Origin of the sequence: Allobaileyella intestinalis, from assembly GCF_009695865.1 — a bacterium.
GTDB classification, from domain to species: Bacteria; Bacillota; Clostridia; order Peptostreptococcales; family Anaerovoracaceae; genus Allobaileyella; species Allobaileyella intestinalis.
Genome location: NZ_VUNB01000001.1, coordinates 375,962 through 392,422, shown reverse-complemented (window position 1 = coordinate 392,422; position 16,461 = coordinate 375,962). Strand labels below are relative to the sequence as shown.

Annotated in this window: 13 protein-coding genes and 7 tRNA genes; 1 reads left to right on the top strand and 19 read right to left on the bottom strand. The window is 46.5% G+C overall.

Annotated elements, in window-relative coordinates:
• The 8 genes from FYJ66_RS01860 to FYJ66_RS01825 all read right to left on the bottom strand — a co-directional run bounded on the left by FYJ66_RS01860 (position 1) and on the right by FYJ66_RS01825 (position 8,352).
• A complete protein-coding gene (locus FYJ66_RS01860; protein WP_154571802.1) occupies positions 1 to 735 on the bottom strand; it encodes a Stp1/IreP family PP2C-type Ser/Thr phosphatase in 735 nt (244 codons plus the stop codon).
• A gap of 23 nt (positions 736 to 758) precedes the next feature.
• Entirely contained in the window at positions 759 to 2,147 is a 1,389-nt protein-coding gene (locus FYJ66_RS01855; protein ID WP_154571801.1) for a transcription antitermination factor NusB, read from the bottom strand.
• A gap of 94 nt (positions 2,148 to 2,241) precedes the next feature.
• Entirely contained in the window at positions 2,242 to 2,952 is a 711-nt protein-coding gene (locus FYJ66_RS01850; protein WP_154571800.1) for a zinc metallopeptidase, read from the bottom strand.
• Positions 2,953 to 2,982: 30 nt separating this feature from the next.
• Positions 2,983 to 3,930: a methionyl-tRNA formyltransferase gene (gene fmt, locus FYJ66_RS01845; RefSeq protein WP_235897307.1), complete on the bottom strand. Its 948-nt coding sequence runs from the start codon at positions 3,928 to 3,930 to the stop codon at positions 2,983 to 2,985.
• 13 nt (positions 3,931 to 3,943) lie between these two features.
• Complete coding sequence (gene def, locus FYJ66_RS01840) at positions 3,944 to 4,459, bottom strand: peptide deformylase (RefSeq protein ID WP_154571799.1); 516 nt, start codon at positions 4,457 to 4,459, stop codon at positions 3,944 to 3,946.
• Between the two features lie 33 nt (positions 4,460 to 4,492).
• Complete coding sequence (priA, locus tag FYJ66_RS01835) at positions 4,493 to 6,493, bottom strand: replication restart helicase PriA (protein ID WP_154571798.1); 2,001 nt, start codon at positions 6,491 to 6,493, stop codon at positions 4,493 to 4,495.
• Positions 6,494 to 6,585: 92 nt separating this feature from the next.
• Positions 6,586 to 7,596, bottom strand: a complete 1,011-nt coding sequence (asnA, locus tag FYJ66_RS01830) for an aspartate--ammonia ligase (RefSeq protein WP_154571797.1) — start codon at positions 7,594 to 7,596, stop codon at positions 6,586 to 6,588.
• A 48-nt stretch (positions 7,597 to 7,644) separates the two neighbouring features.
• Positions 7,645 to 8,352 carry an epoxyqueuosine reductase QueH gene (locus FYJ66_RS01825; RefSeq protein ID WP_235897306.1) on the bottom strand — a complete coding sequence of 236 codons (708 nt, stop codon included), beginning with the start codon at positions 8,350 to 8,352 and terminating at the stop codon, positions 7,645 to 7,647.
• 143 nt (positions 8,353 to 8,495) lie between these two features.
• Here FYJ66_RS01825 and mnmL point away from each other — a divergent pair, with 143 nt between their 5' ends.
• The gene (gene mnmL, locus FYJ66_RS01820; protein WP_154571796.1) at positions 8,496 to 9,398 is read left to right on the top strand and encodes a tRNA modification radical SAM protein MnmL/YtqA; all 903 of its coding nucleotides are present in this window, start codon (positions 8,496 to 8,498) and stop codon (positions 9,396 to 9,398) included.
• Between the two features lie 103 nt (positions 9,399 to 9,501).
• Here mnmL and FYJ66_RS01815 read toward each other — a convergent pair whose 3' ends face one another.
• From FYJ66_RS01815 to FYJ66_RS01765, 11 genes are all read right to left on the bottom strand, one after another.
• A complete protein-coding gene (locus FYJ66_RS01815; RefSeq protein ID WP_154571795.1) occupies positions 9,502 to 12,126 on the bottom strand; it encodes an SH3 domain-containing protein in 2,625 nt (874 codons plus the stop codon).
• Between the two features lie 286 nt (positions 12,127 to 12,412).
• Positions 12,413 to 12,829 (bottom strand): DUF1667 domain-containing protein, encoded by a 417-nt coding sequence (locus FYJ66_RS01810; RefSeq protein ID WP_154571794.1) that lies wholly within the window; start codon positions 12,827 to 12,829, stop codon positions 12,413 to 12,415.
• A 1-nt stretch (position 12,830) separates the two neighbouring features.
• Positions 12,831 to 14,123 carry an NAD(P)/FAD-dependent oxidoreductase gene (locus FYJ66_RS01805; RefSeq protein WP_154571793.1) on the bottom strand — a complete coding sequence of 431 codons (1,293 nt, stop codon included), beginning with the start codon at positions 14,121 to 14,123 and terminating at the stop codon, positions 12,831 to 12,833.
• A gap of 1 nt (position 14,124) precedes the next feature.
• Positions 14,125 to 15,573 carry an NAD(P)/FAD-dependent oxidoreductase gene (locus tag FYJ66_RS01800; RefSeq protein ID WP_154571792.1) on the bottom strand — a complete coding sequence of 483 codons (1,449 nt, stop codon included), beginning with the start codon at positions 15,571 to 15,573 and terminating at the stop codon, positions 14,125 to 14,127.
• 220 nt (positions 15,574 to 15,793) lie between these two features.
• Positions 15,794 to 15,869: transfer RNA gene (locus tag FYJ66_RS01795), tRNA-Phe, on the bottom strand.
• An 18-nt stretch (positions 15,870 to 15,887) separates the two neighbouring features.
• A tRNA-Ile gene (locus FYJ66_RS01790) sits at positions 15,888 to 15,964 on the bottom strand.
• Between the two features lie 14 nt (positions 15,965 to 15,978).
• Positions 15,979 to 16,055 (bottom strand) — tRNA-Pro (locus tag FYJ66_RS01785).
• A gap of 45 nt (positions 16,056 to 16,100) precedes the next feature.
• Positions 16,101 to 16,177: transfer RNA gene (locus FYJ66_RS01780), tRNA-Pro, on the bottom strand.
• A 28-nt stretch (positions 16,178 to 16,205) separates the two neighbouring features.
• Positions 16,206 to 16,282: transfer RNA gene (locus tag FYJ66_RS01775), tRNA-Pro, on the bottom strand.
• A gap of 4 nt (positions 16,283 to 16,286) precedes the next feature.
• Positions 16,287 to 16,362 (bottom strand) — tRNA-Trp (locus FYJ66_RS01770).
• Positions 16,363 to 16,367: 5 nt separating this feature from the next.
• Positions 16,368 to 16,461 (bottom strand) — tRNA-Ser (locus FYJ66_RS01765).

Sequence of the window (16,461 nt, the reverse complement as noted above, 5' to 3'; positions counted from 1 at the left end):
TTAGTCCTCCATCATATCAATGCAAATTACGGAAATATTGTCACTTCCGCCTTTTTCGTTGGCCATATCCACCAGCTTCCTGGCGCAGTCCTGCATATCCTCGCCGGACTGAATGACTTCCATGATGTCCTTTTCCGGAACCTCGTCGTACAGACCATCGCTGCAGATAAGGATCTTATCGTCTGGTTCTATGAAAATATTAAAACAGTCAGGGCTGTTGTAAGCATTTGCTCCTATGGCCCTGGTAATCACGTTCTTCTTCTCGTGATGAGCTGCTTCTGATTTCGTTATTGCGCCCATCTTCAGAAGGTCATTTACATAGGTGTGATCCTCAGTGATCTGATGTATCACATTGTTGTGAATGAAGTAGACCCTGCTGTCACCTACATTGGCAATGTACAGGATCTTTCCGTCAACATAGGCAAACACCAGGGTTGTAGCCATTCCGTTATATTCCGGCTTCTCCTGAGACATCTCCCTTATGTACTCATTCACATAATTTACTGCGTCCTCGAAGTATCTGAACATAGCATCTCTGCCGGAGACCTTGTCCAGAGGGTTATTCTGTACATAATCCTGAAGGGCGTCCAAAGCAGCCTGGCTGGCAACCTCTCCTGACTTGTTTCCTCCTACACCGTCAGCCAGCATGAAGAACTTCTTTTCCTTCAAAACTCTCAGTGCATCTTCGTTCTTTGTGCGCCTTCTGCCGGGATCTGTAAGATATCCAATATTCATTAAATCACCTTTAAACTTGAAATTTATTTGTTTTCCGGTGCTTCTTGTTTTTTTCTCATAATGCACCAGTAAAAACCTGTCGTAATATTATATGGTAATAACAAGCATTTTTCAATAGTTTCAACGTCTCCGGCCTCTTTCCTCCACTGGAGAAACCAATTTATCACACCGTCATTTTCATCTTTGTTCAGAGTACAGGTGGAATACATGAGATACCCGCCGGGCTTAACATAAGAAAAAGCGTTTGCCAGGATTTTTTTCTGTATCTCCGGAAGATCTCTGATTTCTTCTTCATCAAACCTTAATTTTATCTCAGGCTTTGCTCCAATAGTTCCAAGGCCTGAGCAGGGAACATCTGCAACAACCAGCTGAAAACTGTTTTCCCATTCCTCCACTTTGTCAGTGCCGTCATGAATCTCTGTTCTGATTCCTTTGATGCCCAGCCTTTTTACGTTGCTGTTTACCAGCTCAAGTCTGTGACTGTAAATATCACAGGCCAGTATTTCGTGGATGTCCCCAGTAAGCTCTGCCAGCTCACAGGTCTTGCCCCCGGGAGCCGAGCAAAGGTCCAGATATTTTAATTCTGTGGCTTTGGGATTTTTATTGGAAAAATCATTTTCCTCCCCGAAGGCTGCGGCCTGCCCTGAAAGATCTGCCAGATGCTGAACTGCGGTCATAGAGCTTTTTCCCTGTACAGAAAACAAGCCCTCTCCAAAAAGACTGGTTCCAAGAGGTGATCCTTCATTCACCACGATTCCCAGCCTGGTGCCATCTGCCTCAGAGCACCTGCACCCTTCTTCCTCCAGTTTCTCCATCAAGGCTTCTCTGGTAATTCTCAGGGGATTTGTACGGATAACCAGGGGCTGGCCATCATTCATGGCTGCCATTATCTTTTCTGCCTCATGGTCCCCGTACTGTTCAATAAACAGGTTCACCAGTTCTGGAGCATAAGAATACCGGACAGACAGATTTTCTTCCCGGCTTTTCTTCCCCGTTACCGGATTCTTCCAGGTGTCTGTGTACAGGCTCTTCCTTTTTCTCAGATAGTTTCTTAGAACAGCGTTTATGAATCCTGCAGTTCCTCCTGACACCTTTCTGGCCAGAGTCACCACTTCATTTACAGCCGCATATTCAGGCATGGAATCCATTTCTTCAATTGCAAAAATTCCCATCCGCAGGAGAATAAGAGTTCTGTTTTTTATCTTCTTAATACCCTTTGACGCAAGACCGTCAATGTAATAATCCAGCAAAATGGAATTTCTGAGAACTCCTTTTACCATAGCTCTCACAAATGCCGGCTCGCAGTCCCTGTGATCTGAAATGGCCTTGTTGAGAGCAAGATTAGAGAATGCATCTTCTGAGTACACATCTTTAAGTGCCTGAAATGATGCCAGGAGATTTTTGTTCAACACTGGTTACCTCCGGAAAAATACGATTTCATTTTCCTCAATACACACGAAAATGCCGACTCAACCAGGAGCCGGCAGATACTTATATCAATTATTGCTAGTCTCTGTTCCTGAGAAGCATGATTCTCAGCAGAGAAGCCACTGCTGTTGCCAAGGCTGCCACGTAGGTCATTGCCGCAGCTCTCAGAACCTTTCTGCTTCCATACATGTCTTCCTTGTCTACAATACCGGCTGCCTCCATCTGCTTCAGGGCTCTGCTGCTGGCATTCAGCTCCACAGGCAGTGTAACCAGATGGAAAAGAACTACGAACACGAAACACAGTGTTCCGATGTTAAAGAGCAGGGAACCGTAAGCGTTTGTTGTTGACAGGAGCAGTCCAAGGAAAATCAGCGGCCAGGAAAACCTGGAAGTCAGGTTTACTACTGGCACCAGGAAATTCCTGATCTTAATTGGGAAGTATCCCCTGGCGTGCTGAATTGCATGACCTACCTCGTGGCAGGCGATGCACATGGACGCAATGGAATCTGTTTCCCCTACCGCCCTGGATAAATTCACAGAATTGCTGGACGGATCGTAGTAGTTGGTCAAGGCATCTCCACCTATGATGTTTACAGGAACGCTGGTCAATCCGTTGGAGTCAAGGACCAGTCTTGCAGCCTCCCTTCCTGTGATCCGCCTGCTGTTAGTAATATTTGAATATCTGTTAAATGCTGACTTGATGTTGGCCTGCACAATAATAGTGAAAATCATTGCAGGAATCAGCACTATCATAGAAGAATAATATCCCAGTCCTCCGTAATAATACATATTTCCCCTCCTAGTTTATAATAATCTCTCCTATTCATGCTGGCCGGTGGTGAACCGGTCACCCTTTTCCAGCTTTCTTCCCCGGAGAAAATCTTCTGTTTTCATGCGCTTCTTTCCCTGAAGCTGAAGTTCAAGAATTTTAAGCCTGCCGGAACCGCAGTTAATCTGGAAGCTGTCCTTATCTACCTTCGCAATGGTACCGTGATCCCCTTCCGGAGGCAGATCGATTACCTGAGCCTTGTAAAACTTTACAGTCTGTCCATTGAGATAACTGTGAAGTACAGGCCAGTCTTTAAAAGCCCTGAGCTTTCTCTCTTCCTCCGCTGCGCTTCCGGAAAAATCCGTAAGACCGTCAGTTTTTTTAATCATGTGGGCATAGGTGGATTTGCTGTCATCCTGAGGCACAGCTTTTACTGTGCCGTCCACAATGGCTGGCAGCGTTTCCATGAGAAGCTCTGCACCCATTACTGAAAGAGATTCTGCCACCTGGTCAATATCCTTGTCTCCAATTTCCAGTTCTCTTACAGCAAGCATGTCCCCAGTATCAAGGCCCTTGTCCATCTTCATCAAGGTTATTCCTGTCTTCTGGTGGCCTTCCATTATTGCGTACTGCATAGGCGCCGCGCCTCTCAGTTCAGGCAGAAGAGATCCGTGAAGGTTTACGCATCCGTATCTTGGGATGTTAAGCACCTGCTCCGGAAGGATCTGTCCGAAGGCAGCCACAACAATTATATCCGGTGAAAGTTCCCTGAGGCTTTCCACAAATTCAGGATCCTTCCTTATGGAAAAAGGCTGCGCCACCGGGATGCCGTACTCCATAGCCGTCTTCTTTACAGGAGACATAGTAATCTTTCCTCTGTTTCCCTTCCTGTCCGGCTGGGTAACCACAAGAGCAACTTCTATGTCTTTTCCCTCTGCCAGCGCCCTGAGACAGGGAACTGCGAATTCCGGTGTTCCCATATAAACTGTTCTTAACAAAATCTCACCCTGCCTATTCTCTGCTTTCTTTCTCAGCCTGTTCTCTCAAAAGCTCCTCATATTCCTCGTTGGTCATAAGGTCTTCTGCATTATCTGTATAAAGTATTCCGTCCAGATGATCGTATTCATGACAGTTTACCACTGCCGAGAATCCCTGAAACTCATATTCGTGCCACTGTCCTTCAAGATCCTGGGCCCTCATTTTTATGGACTCCGGCCTCTTCAGATGACCGGTGTAGCCCGGCACACTGAGACAACCCTCAGTGGAGATCTGCTCTCCCGTCCTCTCGTAAATGTCTGGGTTTACCATTACAAATACTTTTTCCTGATCCTCAAGATAAGGTCTTGCCACGTACATTCTCTTCATGACGCTGACCTGAGGAGCCGCAAGCCCTACACCATCAGCCTGGTCCATGGTTTCGATCATATCTTCTGCCAGAACCTTGAGACGATCGTTAAAGTTCTTAACTGGTTTGCAGTGTTTTCTGAGAATAGGATCTCCCTTTTCTGCTATTGTTCTTGTTGCCATAGAGTATTCTCCTTCTGTATATTTACTATTTCATCAATATGGATTGATGTCTATTTCGATGTTGAAATTCTCTTTGCTGGTAATGTACTTACCTCTCTCCTCCATATAGAAATGGACATATCCACTTCTGGTTCCTTTAGGGGCCTTTATCATGAAAGTGACTTTTTCCCTGCCCCCTGGCTTCAGGTTGTCGGGACGAACTGCCAGAATCTGGCCGCCTTCTATTCCCCGGGAAAGTCCGATCAGCCTTCTGCGGAAATCTTCTGCTTTCTCCATCAGCTGCTCTGAAGTAACTTTCTCATCTGATCCTGTGAATGATATCGCGATTATATCAGAGTAGGGTGGGTAATTCATGATTCTTCTGTGTAGCAGCTCTGTCTCGTAGAAGCCTTCATAGTCCATTTTTGCCGCAGCAAGTATGGACTGGTCTTCCGGCTCATAGGTCTGAATAATCACCTGGCTCCTGCCGGATCCTCTTCCTGCTCTCCCAGCCACCTGGGTTATCAGCTGGTATGTCCTTTCTGAGGACCTGTAGTCAGGTATGTTCAAAGTTGTATCTGCCAGCACTACGCCCACCAGGCCCACGTTTCTGAAATCCAGCCCCTTGGCCAGAATCTGGGTACCGATGAGTATATGAGTTTTTCCTTTCTCAAAGTCCCCTATTGTCTTGTCAATGTCCTTCTGGGATGTTGCTGTATCCAGATCGAAACGGCCTACCACCTTATCTGGAAAAAGCTCTTGTACCTGCTCCTGTATTTTCTCTGTGCCGGCGCCCAGAAGCTGAAGACTTCCTGTGCCGCATTCCGGGCATTTTTCCGGGAGCTTGAAAACCCGCCCGCAGTAGTGGCACATAGCACCTCCAAAGCTTTTATGAAAGGTAAGGGAAATGCCGCAGTCCGGGCATTTAAGCCTTTCCCCGCACTCTCTGCATATAATTGCAGGTGCGAATCCCCTTCTGTTAAGGAAAAGAATGACCTGTTCGTTCCTGTCAAGGGTCTCCTTTATACCGTCATAAAGGCGGCGGCTTACCGGATTCCGGTTTCCCGCCCGGATCTCATCCTTCATGTCCACTATCTCAACATCAGGCATGACGCTGGTGCCGATACGGTTGTCCATCCGGATCAGCTGATAGATTCCTTCCATGGCCCTGGAGTAGGATACTATACTAGGTGTAGCACTTCCCAGAAGCAGTACAGCATTGTTCAGCATGCACCTTTTATATGCTACGTCTACAGTCTCGTACTTTGGATTATGGTCTGACTTGTAAGTTGACTCATGTTCCTCGTCTATCACTATCAGGCCTATATTATCTGCCGGAGCGAACACCGCAGTTCTTGCCCCTACAACAATCTTCGCCTGGCCCTCTCTTATTCTAAGCCATTCCGAAAGTTTCTGAGATGTGGTCAGGCGGCTGTGAAGAACTGCCACCATGTCTTTTCCAAACCGTTTCTCGAACCTTCTCTGGACCTGAGCCGCAAGAGCTATCTCCGATGCCAGAACTATTACTGTCTTTCCAAGGGATACGGCCTTCTCCGCAGCTCTCATGTATACTTCAGTCTTGCCGCTGTTTGTAACTCCTTTAAGTAAAAAAGCTGCGCTCTGGTTCATCTCCAGTTTGCGGCTTATAGTATCTGCAGCCCTCTGCTGTTCCGGGCTGAGCCTGATGTTTTCCTCTTCCCCCGGAAGATCCTCTACTTTAAGCTGCTTCCTGGTGTCCCTCTTTCCACCTACAGCGAACATCTTTATTCCGTCAATGAACTTGATGCCGTATCTGTTTCTCATCCAGACTGCGGTGGATATCATCTCTTTATTAAGTGACCGCTTCTTGTCAACTTCGCTGATATCTTTAATTACAGAATCCTTGAGCTCCGTCTTAACGCCGGTTTCAAAAACGTATCCTTCTGTCAGCTTCTTCCTCTTTCCGAAGGATACAAGCACCTTGTCCCCTACACAGACATGGTCGGGGGCCCTGTATGTGTAGTAGGTATCAGTGTACTGGCTCTTATTGTCTATCACAACGCTTACGTACTGCACAGCTCCCCCCTTTCACCTGACTTATACAAAATAATAACCCGGAGCTTTTGGCGCCCCGGGCCTGAACTCAACTATTATTATACACTATCTAACTACAGAAGGAATATGTCATTCTCAGCACATTCTTCAATCATGTCATCCGGCCATACGGAGACCTGTACCTCTCCAATATGAGCCTTCTTCAGGAAGAACATGCAGAGACGGCTCTGTCCGATTCCTCCGCCAATGGAAAGAGGAATAGTTCCGTCAATAACTCCCTTGTGGAAAGGCATTTCCAGTCTGTCTGTCTTTCCATCGATCTCCAGCTGACGCCTCATGGACTCTGCATCTACACGGATTCCCATGGAAGATATCTCAAATGCCTGCTTCAGAACATCGTTCCACAGAATAATATCTCCGTTCAGCTCCCAGTCATCATAGTCAGGAGCTCTTCCGTCATGTTTCTCACCGGAAGCCAGAACTCCTCCTATCTTTTTGATGAATACTGCACCGTATTTCTCGGCAACAATGTCCTCTCTTTCCTTAGGAGTCTTGTCAGGATATGCGTCCTCCAGCTCCTGGGTAGTAATGAATGTGATTTCGTTCGGTATCTCCACCTGAATGTCTCTGTAAAGCCTGTTTACATAGTCTCCCAGGTTCTTCATTGCGTGATAAATGGTGTTTACAGTTTCCTCAAGATACTCCTCAGTGCGCTGTTCCTTTGTAATCACCTTCTCCCAGTCCCACTGGTCAACATATATGGAGTGCAGGTTGTCCAGCTCCTCATCTCTCCTGATGGCGTTCATGTCTGTATACAGTCCTCTTCCAGGCTCCACGCCATACTTGCCCAGGGCCATTCGCTTCCACTTTGCCAGGGACTGAACCACCTCTACTCTGGTTTCATCCATATCCTTTATGGTGAATTCAACTCTTCTCTCGTATCCGTTCAAGGTGTCGTTTAATCCAGTCTCAGGTATTACAAACAGCGGTGCTGTAACTCTCCTGAGCTGAAGACCATAGGCCAGCTCCTGCTGGAAGTAGTCCTTTACCTTCTTGATGGCTCTCTGAGTTTCTCTTTCGTCCAGTGCAGACTGGTAACCTTCAGGAATTATCACTTTGCTCATTTTCAATACCCCTTTCTTATACGTCTCTCTGACGTGTAAAAACAAGTTTTATTTACCCAGCCCTTCTACCAGTCCAGCATTTCTGGCGAATTCACAGCCGCAAAAACGCTGACGGTAAAGGTCGTATTGTTTCGACAGCTCCACGCTTCTCTTGAAACCGTCTTTTTTCTTAAAATCTACATCTAAAAATTGTGTGTTCATGCCCTCCCCGAGGGCATTACCCATCTGAGAAATAAGCTTGTAATTCTTATGGGGGCTTACCGTCATAGTTGTGGTGAAATAGTCAAATCCGAGAGATTCTGCGGTTCTGGCAGAATTTGCCAGCCGCATCTCGAAACAAAGAGTGCACCTCTTTCCACCTTCTGGCTCATCTGCCAGAGGTTCAGCTCTCTTCAGATATTCTCCGAAATCATAAGGCCCTTCAAGATAATCCACAAAGAATTCACCTTCGTGGTCTCTGTTAAACCCGTCCAGGAATTTTCTGAGATTATCCCTCCTGAGATAATATTCTTCACTGTCGGTAATGTTTGGATTATAATAATAGACCGTTACTGAATAGTCCGGTGCCAGCCGCTCCACACAGGCTGTTGCACAAGGACCGCAGCAGGCATGAAGAAGCACTGACGGTTTCTCAGTGCCAAGTGCAAAACTGCCGAACTTCCCGCCTTCCAGACCGGTCATTCCGGACATATTACCAGCGGGGAAAATCTGCATTGCATCTATTTTCTCTTTTGAAACAGACCTGCTGTGGGACATTGTGAACGCTCCTTTTGTTCAAAAACTATGCTGTGAGTATACCATATTCCTGGTTGCTCTGCATCATTTTTTATGATACAAAACATAATTTCAAATATCTTTTATAGATATCAACCAACATTTTCGATTAAGGTGCTGAATAAATGGAAAACAATACACGTTTCAATTCGATAAACTCATACTTGAGGAAAGTTTTTGGCCGGAAGACCGTTAAACTTTCAATTGACGGAGGCTTCACTTGTCCTAACAGAGACGGCACCCTGGGAACCGGCGGATGCGCCTTTTGCTCTCCTGATGGTTCAGGAGAGATGGCCTCAGACATTGACGGACAGATAGAGCTTCTCAGCAAAAAATGGCCGGATGCTGCCTACATTGGGTATTTCCAGAGCCATACGAACACCTATGAGCCTGTGGAAGATCTCCGCAGAAAATACTACTCGGTTTTGCAGGATCCCCGTATTTCCGGAATAGCCATCGCCACAAGGCCAGACTGCCTTAGTGACGAGGTGCTGGACCTTCTTTCAGAGATTAACCAAAATCATTTTATGTGGGTTGAACTGGGTCTTCAGACTTCAAACCCCGAAACTATGAAAAAAATGAACCTGGGCTATACGACAGAAGACTTCAGGCGCTCAGTAAAGGAACTGAACCGCAGAAACATAAAAGTTGTTACCCATCTTATTCTGGGACTACCGGGGGAATCTGAAGAAGACATGTTCAATTCCGTAAAATTCCTTACCTCAGGTGAAAACGGTCACATTTTCGGACTGAAGCTCCACCTTCTCAATGTTGTAAAGGGCTCGACTCTGGCTGCCACCATGCCTGACTACACTCCCTTCTCTTCTATCGAAGAATACTGTGACCTGGTGGTCAAGATCCTGGAAATCATACCTCCGGACATCACCATCCACCGGCTCACCGGCGACGCTCCCAGAAGTCTTCTGATCACCCCGGAATGGAGCTACCGTAAAAGGACCATACTGAACACAATAAACAAGATGATGAATGAAAGGGACGTAAAACAAGGGGACAAGATCCCGAAGTAAAAAATACCGGCTGATGGAATGTTTTCCGCCAGCCGGTATTTTTGTTGTTTTGATTCATCGCTGCTTTACTTCAGGCAGTTTGCTCTGCCCTGTCAACCACTTCTTAAGATGGAAGTGAGGTTGATCCTGGCATATTCGTGTATACAGGAATCAAGAATACAAGAGCTTCATTGGTGATTCCGTAGCTTGAATATGCGTTCTTTGTAGTGAGGGATTCGCTGTACGGTGCCATAATATTGGTCATGTACTGGTGGGTTGCAACTCTTGATGCTCCGTTTGCAACGTTGAATCTCTCAAGATACATTGTGTTCTGTTTGTTGTTAATATATCCGGAAGCCAGGAACTTAGCTGCGCCGTCAATGGCGGCCTGCTTTGTGTTCCAGCCCTGCTTCTGTGCATACTGCATTCCAAGCATAACCGGATTGCTGCTGGTATAAGCGCCGATATTAAACGGATTGTAGTATGTAATCCCGTTTATCATGTATCCGCTTTCAGCAATGCTCCCTCCGCCTGTCTCCTGTCTTGCTCTTGCAGCCAGGGAAACTGGGCTGATTCCGTACTTTGCTCCTGCAGAAGTAAACCAGGATGCCTGATATCCATGGCGCTGCAGTGCTGTACCGGCCAGAATCTTATCTACCACCTGAACGGTTTGGTATGAGCCGTTGTAGGACAGGTTTTCAAACATGTAGATTCTGTCTTCATTAAGGAAGTTTCTAGGATCCACAAAGTACGCTACAGTCTGAGCGTTTGCGGCAAACCAGTTGCTTCCGTCCTTAGGAATGTAGCTTCCCTCCACAACTTTTCCTGTTCCGTTCAGTGATGAAGGATCTGCATGGGCTGCTGCCTGAGCCTGGGAGGCCTGCTGCTGGCTCTGCTGTGGCTGCTGTGCCTGGGACCCGGAAGCTCCTGCTTTTACATCAGATTTTTCTGTTCCAATAGTTACCCAGTCAGATGCCACATAAACATCTTTTCCGTTATAGTTCGCCCTGTACCATGTATATCCATCGGCTTTCTTGGATCCTGTAATAGTAAGGGATGTTCCGGCACTAAGTGTTCCCAGTCTGGATGCGGACATGGAAGGCGCGGACCTGTAGTTAAGCCATTCTTTTACAGTTCCAGGAACGGTTGCAGTGCCTGCTGACACAGTTCCCGAAACCGATACGTAATCTGCACAAACATATACTACTTCACCGTTGTAGTTTACCTTGTACCATCCGTTATTGTCACAGGATGTTACTGATGACAGAATTGTAAGCTCCTGACCTCTGTTGAACATTCCCTTCTTCTGGAATGCTGCACCCGGGCCCACTCTGTAATTCAGATCATCAGTGGCCTTTCCGGTAACTGCTCCTGAAGACGGCTGAGCCGGCTGGGTATTCTGATTCTGAGGCTGATCCTGAGCCTGATTCTGCTGGCCTTCCTGAGGCTGAGAGGCAGCCGGCTGTTCAGTTTTCTGAAGTTTTACATAATCAGCGCAAATATATCTGTATGTGCTGCCATCTCTGAACTTATACCAGGTAGTTCCCTTGGAATCCTTTGCAGAAAGGACGATGTCAAGGGTAGTGTCTGCATTCAGGGTTCTGACATATGATCCTGAAGCTGTACCTGCTATAGATCTTATGTTGGTGTCTTTCTCTCCTACGCCCTTGATGGAGCTTACGTAAGATTCACTGGTAATGGCACCATTAATGTAGCCGGAAGAACCATTTGACAGCTTTACGTGAGTCCATTTTGCGCTTGAAGCTGTGCTGTTGGATGTGAACTTCTCATCCAGGATTGTAAATGATTCATTATTGGCTATATGACCTGCAGAAGAAGATGATGTGCTGGTACTGCTGTAAACAGTTCTGCCGTTTCCTGCCCTGAAGTCTCCAGCGGCAGTGCTCCTGTAAGAAAGTGGGTATGCTCCGTTAATCAGAGAAACGTTCCCTGCACTTTCCTTGCTTACTACGGTATTGAAGTCCAGTCCTGTGTTAATGCTCTGGAATACCCAGTTCGGATGAGCCTGGTGAAGCTTTCTGAGCTGAACCTTGTAGTCCTCCGGGAATCCCTGGGCGTTCAGCTGATCTTCAAAGGACGAAGGCTGAGCAGTGTTTCCTCCGGTATTTCCACTGTTATTCCCGCTCTGGCTGCCCCAGTTGTTTCCGCTGTTTCCTGAAGACGGATTCTCAGGCTTTGTGAAGATTGAACCTGTCAGATTTACCCAGGTGCCGCAAACGTATCTATAGGAGGAACCAATTTTTACCTTATACCACTGAGCGCTGGAATTATTTGCTCTGGCCTTCAGAACAACTGCCAGACCTGTACCCTTTCCCAAGGTTCCCGCTCTGTACATTCCTGTTCCCGCACCGTTTCTGTAATTCAATGCATCGGTGGTTACACCGTTTACAGTAGTATACGACACCCCATCAATAAGGTCTGCTCTGATGTAACCGGACCTTCCGTATCTGCTGACCCGGTACCACCTGTTGACAGATGAGGTGCTGCTGTTGGTCACAAAATATTCCTCGTGAATGGTTACCTTTGCGTTATCACCTAAACCAAAGGCAATCTTGTATCTGGTACCCGGACCGGATCTTACGTTAACTCCCACTCTGGAATTAACATATCCGGTAGCATCACTGACAGATGCGCCGTTTACCTCTACTGCACCAAATCCAAGAAGCACAAAAGCAGCCGCCAGTAGAACAATTAAAGCTGTCCTGATCTTCCCTGCAGTCATCTTCATTATTACCTCCTGATTATTTCAATGATTCAGTTCCTGTATAAGGCGGAACTGCTTCACACTATCAACACATTTAATAAACAATATCATTTTATCTGAAAATCTTATCCTGTCCAATACTGTTTCTGCCACTTGAAAGGAATAATTCCGCATATCAGTAAAAAATAATTATTATTTTTTACTGGCTTCAACGCAAAACACCCTATGTTGTATTTGCATCAATGTGCATCCACAACATAGGGCGGCTTCTCATTAGTTTACCTTATTGTAAAAAATTCTTCGGTTAGTCTTAGTTATTCGACACTACAGGGTGTATGTTTTTTGTAGCAACAATGTCCACGCCAGTGTCACACACATTTCTCAGAATCACCTGACCAATGGTGACAGGAGCTTCTAATTCAACATCTTTCAGGCTTTTCATGCAGTCCATGATTCTTCCTTTTGGAATGTCTCCTGCTGTTTTTACAGAAACTTCCGGAAGATTTCCACCCTTTACTCTTACTGTTGATGTTACCACTCTCCTGGGATCGGTCACTTCTTTTCTGGCATAGTCATCACCTTTAGGACAGGTATTTCCTGTTACGGTCAGGCTGTCTCTGAATTCTGAAGGTACCAGTTCAGAAGATTCAGGAATATCTTTATCTGATGTAACTGTCAGATTACAGCCCATCGGGCATCCTATGCAGATCAATTCTCTCTTCCACATTTTACGCCTCCTTGTCTGCAGCCTTTGCTTCTGTCTGATTATCTTCCACAGCAATTACTATTTTTTCAACCGGACCGGCAGCAATAAGCTTGTCTTTTCTGATTACAACCTGCTCCATCTCGCCAGGGGCCATCACTCTCTTCTTTGATGAAGAAAGAACCTGGTCACCGGCGGTGGTAACAACTTTTACGTTCTTGAATACTTTTCCTACACGGAACCTTACAACCTGCTTGTCAGCCATTCTCTCAGGGTCGATTTCCGCAGGCACTGTATAACGCACACCTCCAACGCCCTGAAGAGAAATCTTTTTCCCTGAAGGAGCCAGGGCACCCTTTACGTACTCAGCTGCTTTCTCACCTGCAATCGATGCTTCCTGGGAAACAAAGTCAACCAGATCGTGAACGTGGAGGACATTGCCACAGGCAAAAATTCCATCTATGTCTGTTTCCAGGCTTTCATCCACTACAGGTCCACCTGTTACAGAGCTCAGCGCAACGCCTGCCTGAGAGCTGAGTTCATTTTCCGGTATCAATCCGCAGGAAAGAAGCAGTGTATCACAGCTGTAAAACTCCTCAGTTCCAGGTATTGGCTTAAGCTTCTCGTCTACCTGTGCAATGGTTACGCCTTCAACTCTGTCTGTTCCTTTAATATCCACTACAGTATGGCTGAGCTTCAGGGGAATACCAAAGTCGTCAAGGCACTGTACGATGTTTCTCTTCAAACCGCCGGAATATGGCATGAGTTCAGCCACTACCTTTACCTTTGCTCCTTCCAGAGTCATTCTTCTGGCCATGATCAGACCGATATCTCCTGAACCAAGGATCACAATTTCCTTTCCCGGCATACGGCCTTCCATGTTTACATAGCGCTGTGCAGTTCCGGCAGAATAGATTCCTGCAGGCCTGTATCCCGGAATATTAAGGGCTCCTCTGGATCTTTCCCTGCAGCCCATTGCCAGGATGATAGCATCAGCCTCAATGGTGAAAAGGCCTTTTTCCCTGTTCATGACAGTGATCACCTTATCCCTTGAGATGTCAACAACCATGGTCTTGAGAAGATATGGGATCTTTCTCTCATTTACCATATCAATATATCTTCCGGCGTATTCAGGGCCAGTAAGCTCTTCTTTAAAAGTGTGAAGGCCAAATCCGTTGTGAACGCACTGATTCAGTATTCCTCCCAGCTCGTTGTCCCTTTCGATAATCAGAATGTCTTCTACTCCTGCATCTCTGGCTGCAACAGCTGCGGCAAGTCCTGCAGGGCCACCACCTATGACAGCAACTTCAGTCTTCATTTTACAAGTCCTCCTTATCATAGCCGGAAATAAATTCAGATCCGTGGCCCTTCTTAGTTATCTCGCCTTCATCAACTCCCAGTTCCCTTGCAAGAATTTCAACAACTCTGGGATTGCAGAAACCGGACTGACATCTGCCCATGCCAGCTCTTGTTCTGCGCTTAACTGCATCCAGGGTACGGGCTCCCAGTGTTCTGTGAATTGAATTGAGGATTTCTCCTTCTGTGACCGTTTCACACCTGCATATTACATTGGCAAAAGAAGGATCACTTTCAATGAGCTTCTGCCGCTCTTCGTTTGTAGCATTGGCCATTGAAGGAACACCTTTTCTTGTTGCTATAAAATCTTCCTTCTCTTCTGCCGGCATGATTTCCCCGGTCAGCTCAGCCACATATTTTCCTACTGCAGGGGCACTGGACAATCCAGGGGACTCCATTCCAGCCACATCAATAAATCCTGGAGCATCTTCCGGCTGTCCAATTACAAAATCGTGTTCAGGTCTGTGGGCTCTCAGTCCGCTGAAAGATGTAATAACCTGTCTGACCGGAAGATCCGGAACGCTGAGCTTCGCCTTGGTGAGAAGTTCGTTCATTCCGTCTGCAGTAGTGTTTACGCCCTCTTTGTCTTCGATATCTGTGGCAGTAGGACCTGTAAGCAGATTGCCGTGCACTGTAGGAGTAACCAGAACTCCTTTTCCATACTCAGTAGGAAGCTGGAAAATCGTGTGAGAAACGGTATTCCCCACCTTCTTGTCCATCAGGCAATACTCACCCTTTCTTGGTATTATTGTCATTTTGTTGCTGCTTACCATGTTGTGGAAACTGTCAGCATATACTCCTGCGCAGTTGATGACTATTTTAGCTGTTAAATTAACCTGTTTCCCACAGTTTTCAGCAGTGACTTCATAGCAATCTTCTTTGCGGACAATATTTTTCACTGCAGTGTTGAGCTTAAACTGAACTCCGTTGTCTGCAGCGTTTTCTGCAAGAGCCTCTGTAAGACCGAAAGGACAAACTATTCCACCTGTTGGGGCATAGAGGGCAGCGGTAACCTTGTCCGAAACTTTAGGCTCAAGTACCCTGACCTGACTGCCTGTAAGAATCTCAAGACCCGGAACACCGTTTTTCTTTCCCCGCTCCAGCAGGTCATTCAGTTTATGTTCGTCATTTTTGTCAAAACAGAGAACCAGTGATCCATTTCTCTTAAATTCGAAATCCAGGTCTTTGGACAGCTGCTCCATCATGGCATTTCCCTCAACGTTCATCTTCGCCATAACAGAACCAGGTTCATTATCAAAACCTGCATGAACGATTCCACTGTTTGCCTTCGATGTTCCCTCGCCTACATCAGAACATTTTTCAAGAACAAGTACATTATATTTATACCGGGACAGTTCTCTGGCAACAGCACTGCCAGTTACTCCGGCCCCAATAACGATTATGTCATACATTCTGTGTTTCCTCCCCTGGCTAAAAATACAGTCATATTTTCGAAACAATACTCTAGCTTTTTATTATATGAAATTTTCAGGACGATAACAAAAGAAAATGAAGATATCCATTGTATTTTTATGTGAATTTCTTCAAAACCCTCTTATGTGGGCATGTATGGATATGTAGAAATGGATTCACATAGAAGGCATAAAAAAACATCCCCTGAAAAGAGGATGTTGGTGCCCAGACTCGGAATTGAACCAAGGACACTGTGATTTTCAGTCACATGCTCTACCAACTGAGCTATCTGGGCATAATCTATCAATTTATATGGTGGGCCATCGGGGACTTGAACCCAGGACCTGCCGGTTATGAGCCGGATGCTCTGACCAACTGAGCTAATGGCCCACGTTGAGAAAAAATGGTCGGGGTGGCAGGATTTGAACCCGCGGCCCACTGGTCCCAAACCAGTTGCGCTACCAAGCTGCGCTACACCCCGTCTTCATAATATTTGCAATCTCCACCCACACCCTGAAAAAGAACATGGTCGGAGTGGCAGGATTCGAACCTGCGACCCACTGATCCCGAACCAGTTGCGCTACCGGACTGCGCTACACCCCGATGTACACACATGTTCGTAATTCAGAAATGGTCGGGGTGGCAGGATTTGAACCCGCGGCCCACTGGTCCCAAACCAGTTGCGCTACCAAGCTGCGCTACACCCCGTAAATGGCAGGGGCAGTAGGATTCGAACCCACGGCACGCGGTTTTGGAGACCGCTGCTCTACCAACTGAGCTATACCCCTATAATTGGCGGAGAAGATGGGATTCGAACCCATGCGGCCCTAATACCGAACCCTAACGGTTTAGCAAACCGTCCTCTTCAGCCTCTTGAGTACTTCTCC

Excerpts from the sequence above, each read along its gene's own strand:
- FYJ66_RS01860 (WP_154571802.1), bottom strand. The coding sequence starts at position 735 with ATGAATATTGGATATCTTACAGATCCCGGCAGAAGGCGCACAAAGAAC.
- FYJ66_RS01850 (WP_154571800.1), bottom strand. The coding sequence starts at position 2,952 with ATGTATTATTACGGAGGACTGGGATATTATTCTTCTATGATAGTGCTG.
- def (WP_154571799.1), bottom strand. The coding sequence starts at position 4,459 with ATGGCAACAAGAACAATAGCAGAAAAGGGAGATCCTATTCTCAGAAAA.
- asnA (WP_154571797.1), bottom strand. The coding sequence starts at position 7,596 with ATGAGCAAAGTGATAATTCCTGAAGGTTACCAGTCTGCACTGGACGAA.
- FYJ66_RS01825 (WP_235897306.1), bottom strand. The coding sequence starts at position 8,352 with ATGTCCCACAGCAGGTCTGTTTCAAAAGAGAAAATAGATGCAATGCAG.
- mnmL (WP_154571796.1), top strand. The coding sequence starts at position 8,496 with ATGGAAAACAATACACGTTTCAATTCGATAAACTCATACTTGAGGAAA.
- FYJ66_RS01815 (WP_154571795.1), bottom strand. The coding sequence starts at position 12,126 with ATGAAGATGACTGCAGGGAAGATCAGGACAGCTTTAATTGTTCTACTG.
- FYJ66_RS01810 (WP_154571794.1), bottom strand. The coding sequence starts at position 12,829 with ATGTGGAAGAGAGAATTGATCTGCATAGGATGCCCGATGGGCTGTAAT.
- FYJ66_RS01805 (WP_154571793.1), bottom strand. The coding sequence starts at position 14,123 with ATGAAGACTGAAGTTGCTGTCATAGGTGGTGGCCCTGCAGGACTTGCC.
- FYJ66_RS01800 (WP_154571792.1), bottom strand. The coding sequence starts at position 15,573 with ATGTATGACATAATCGTTATTGGGGCCGGAGTAACTGGCAGTGCTGTT.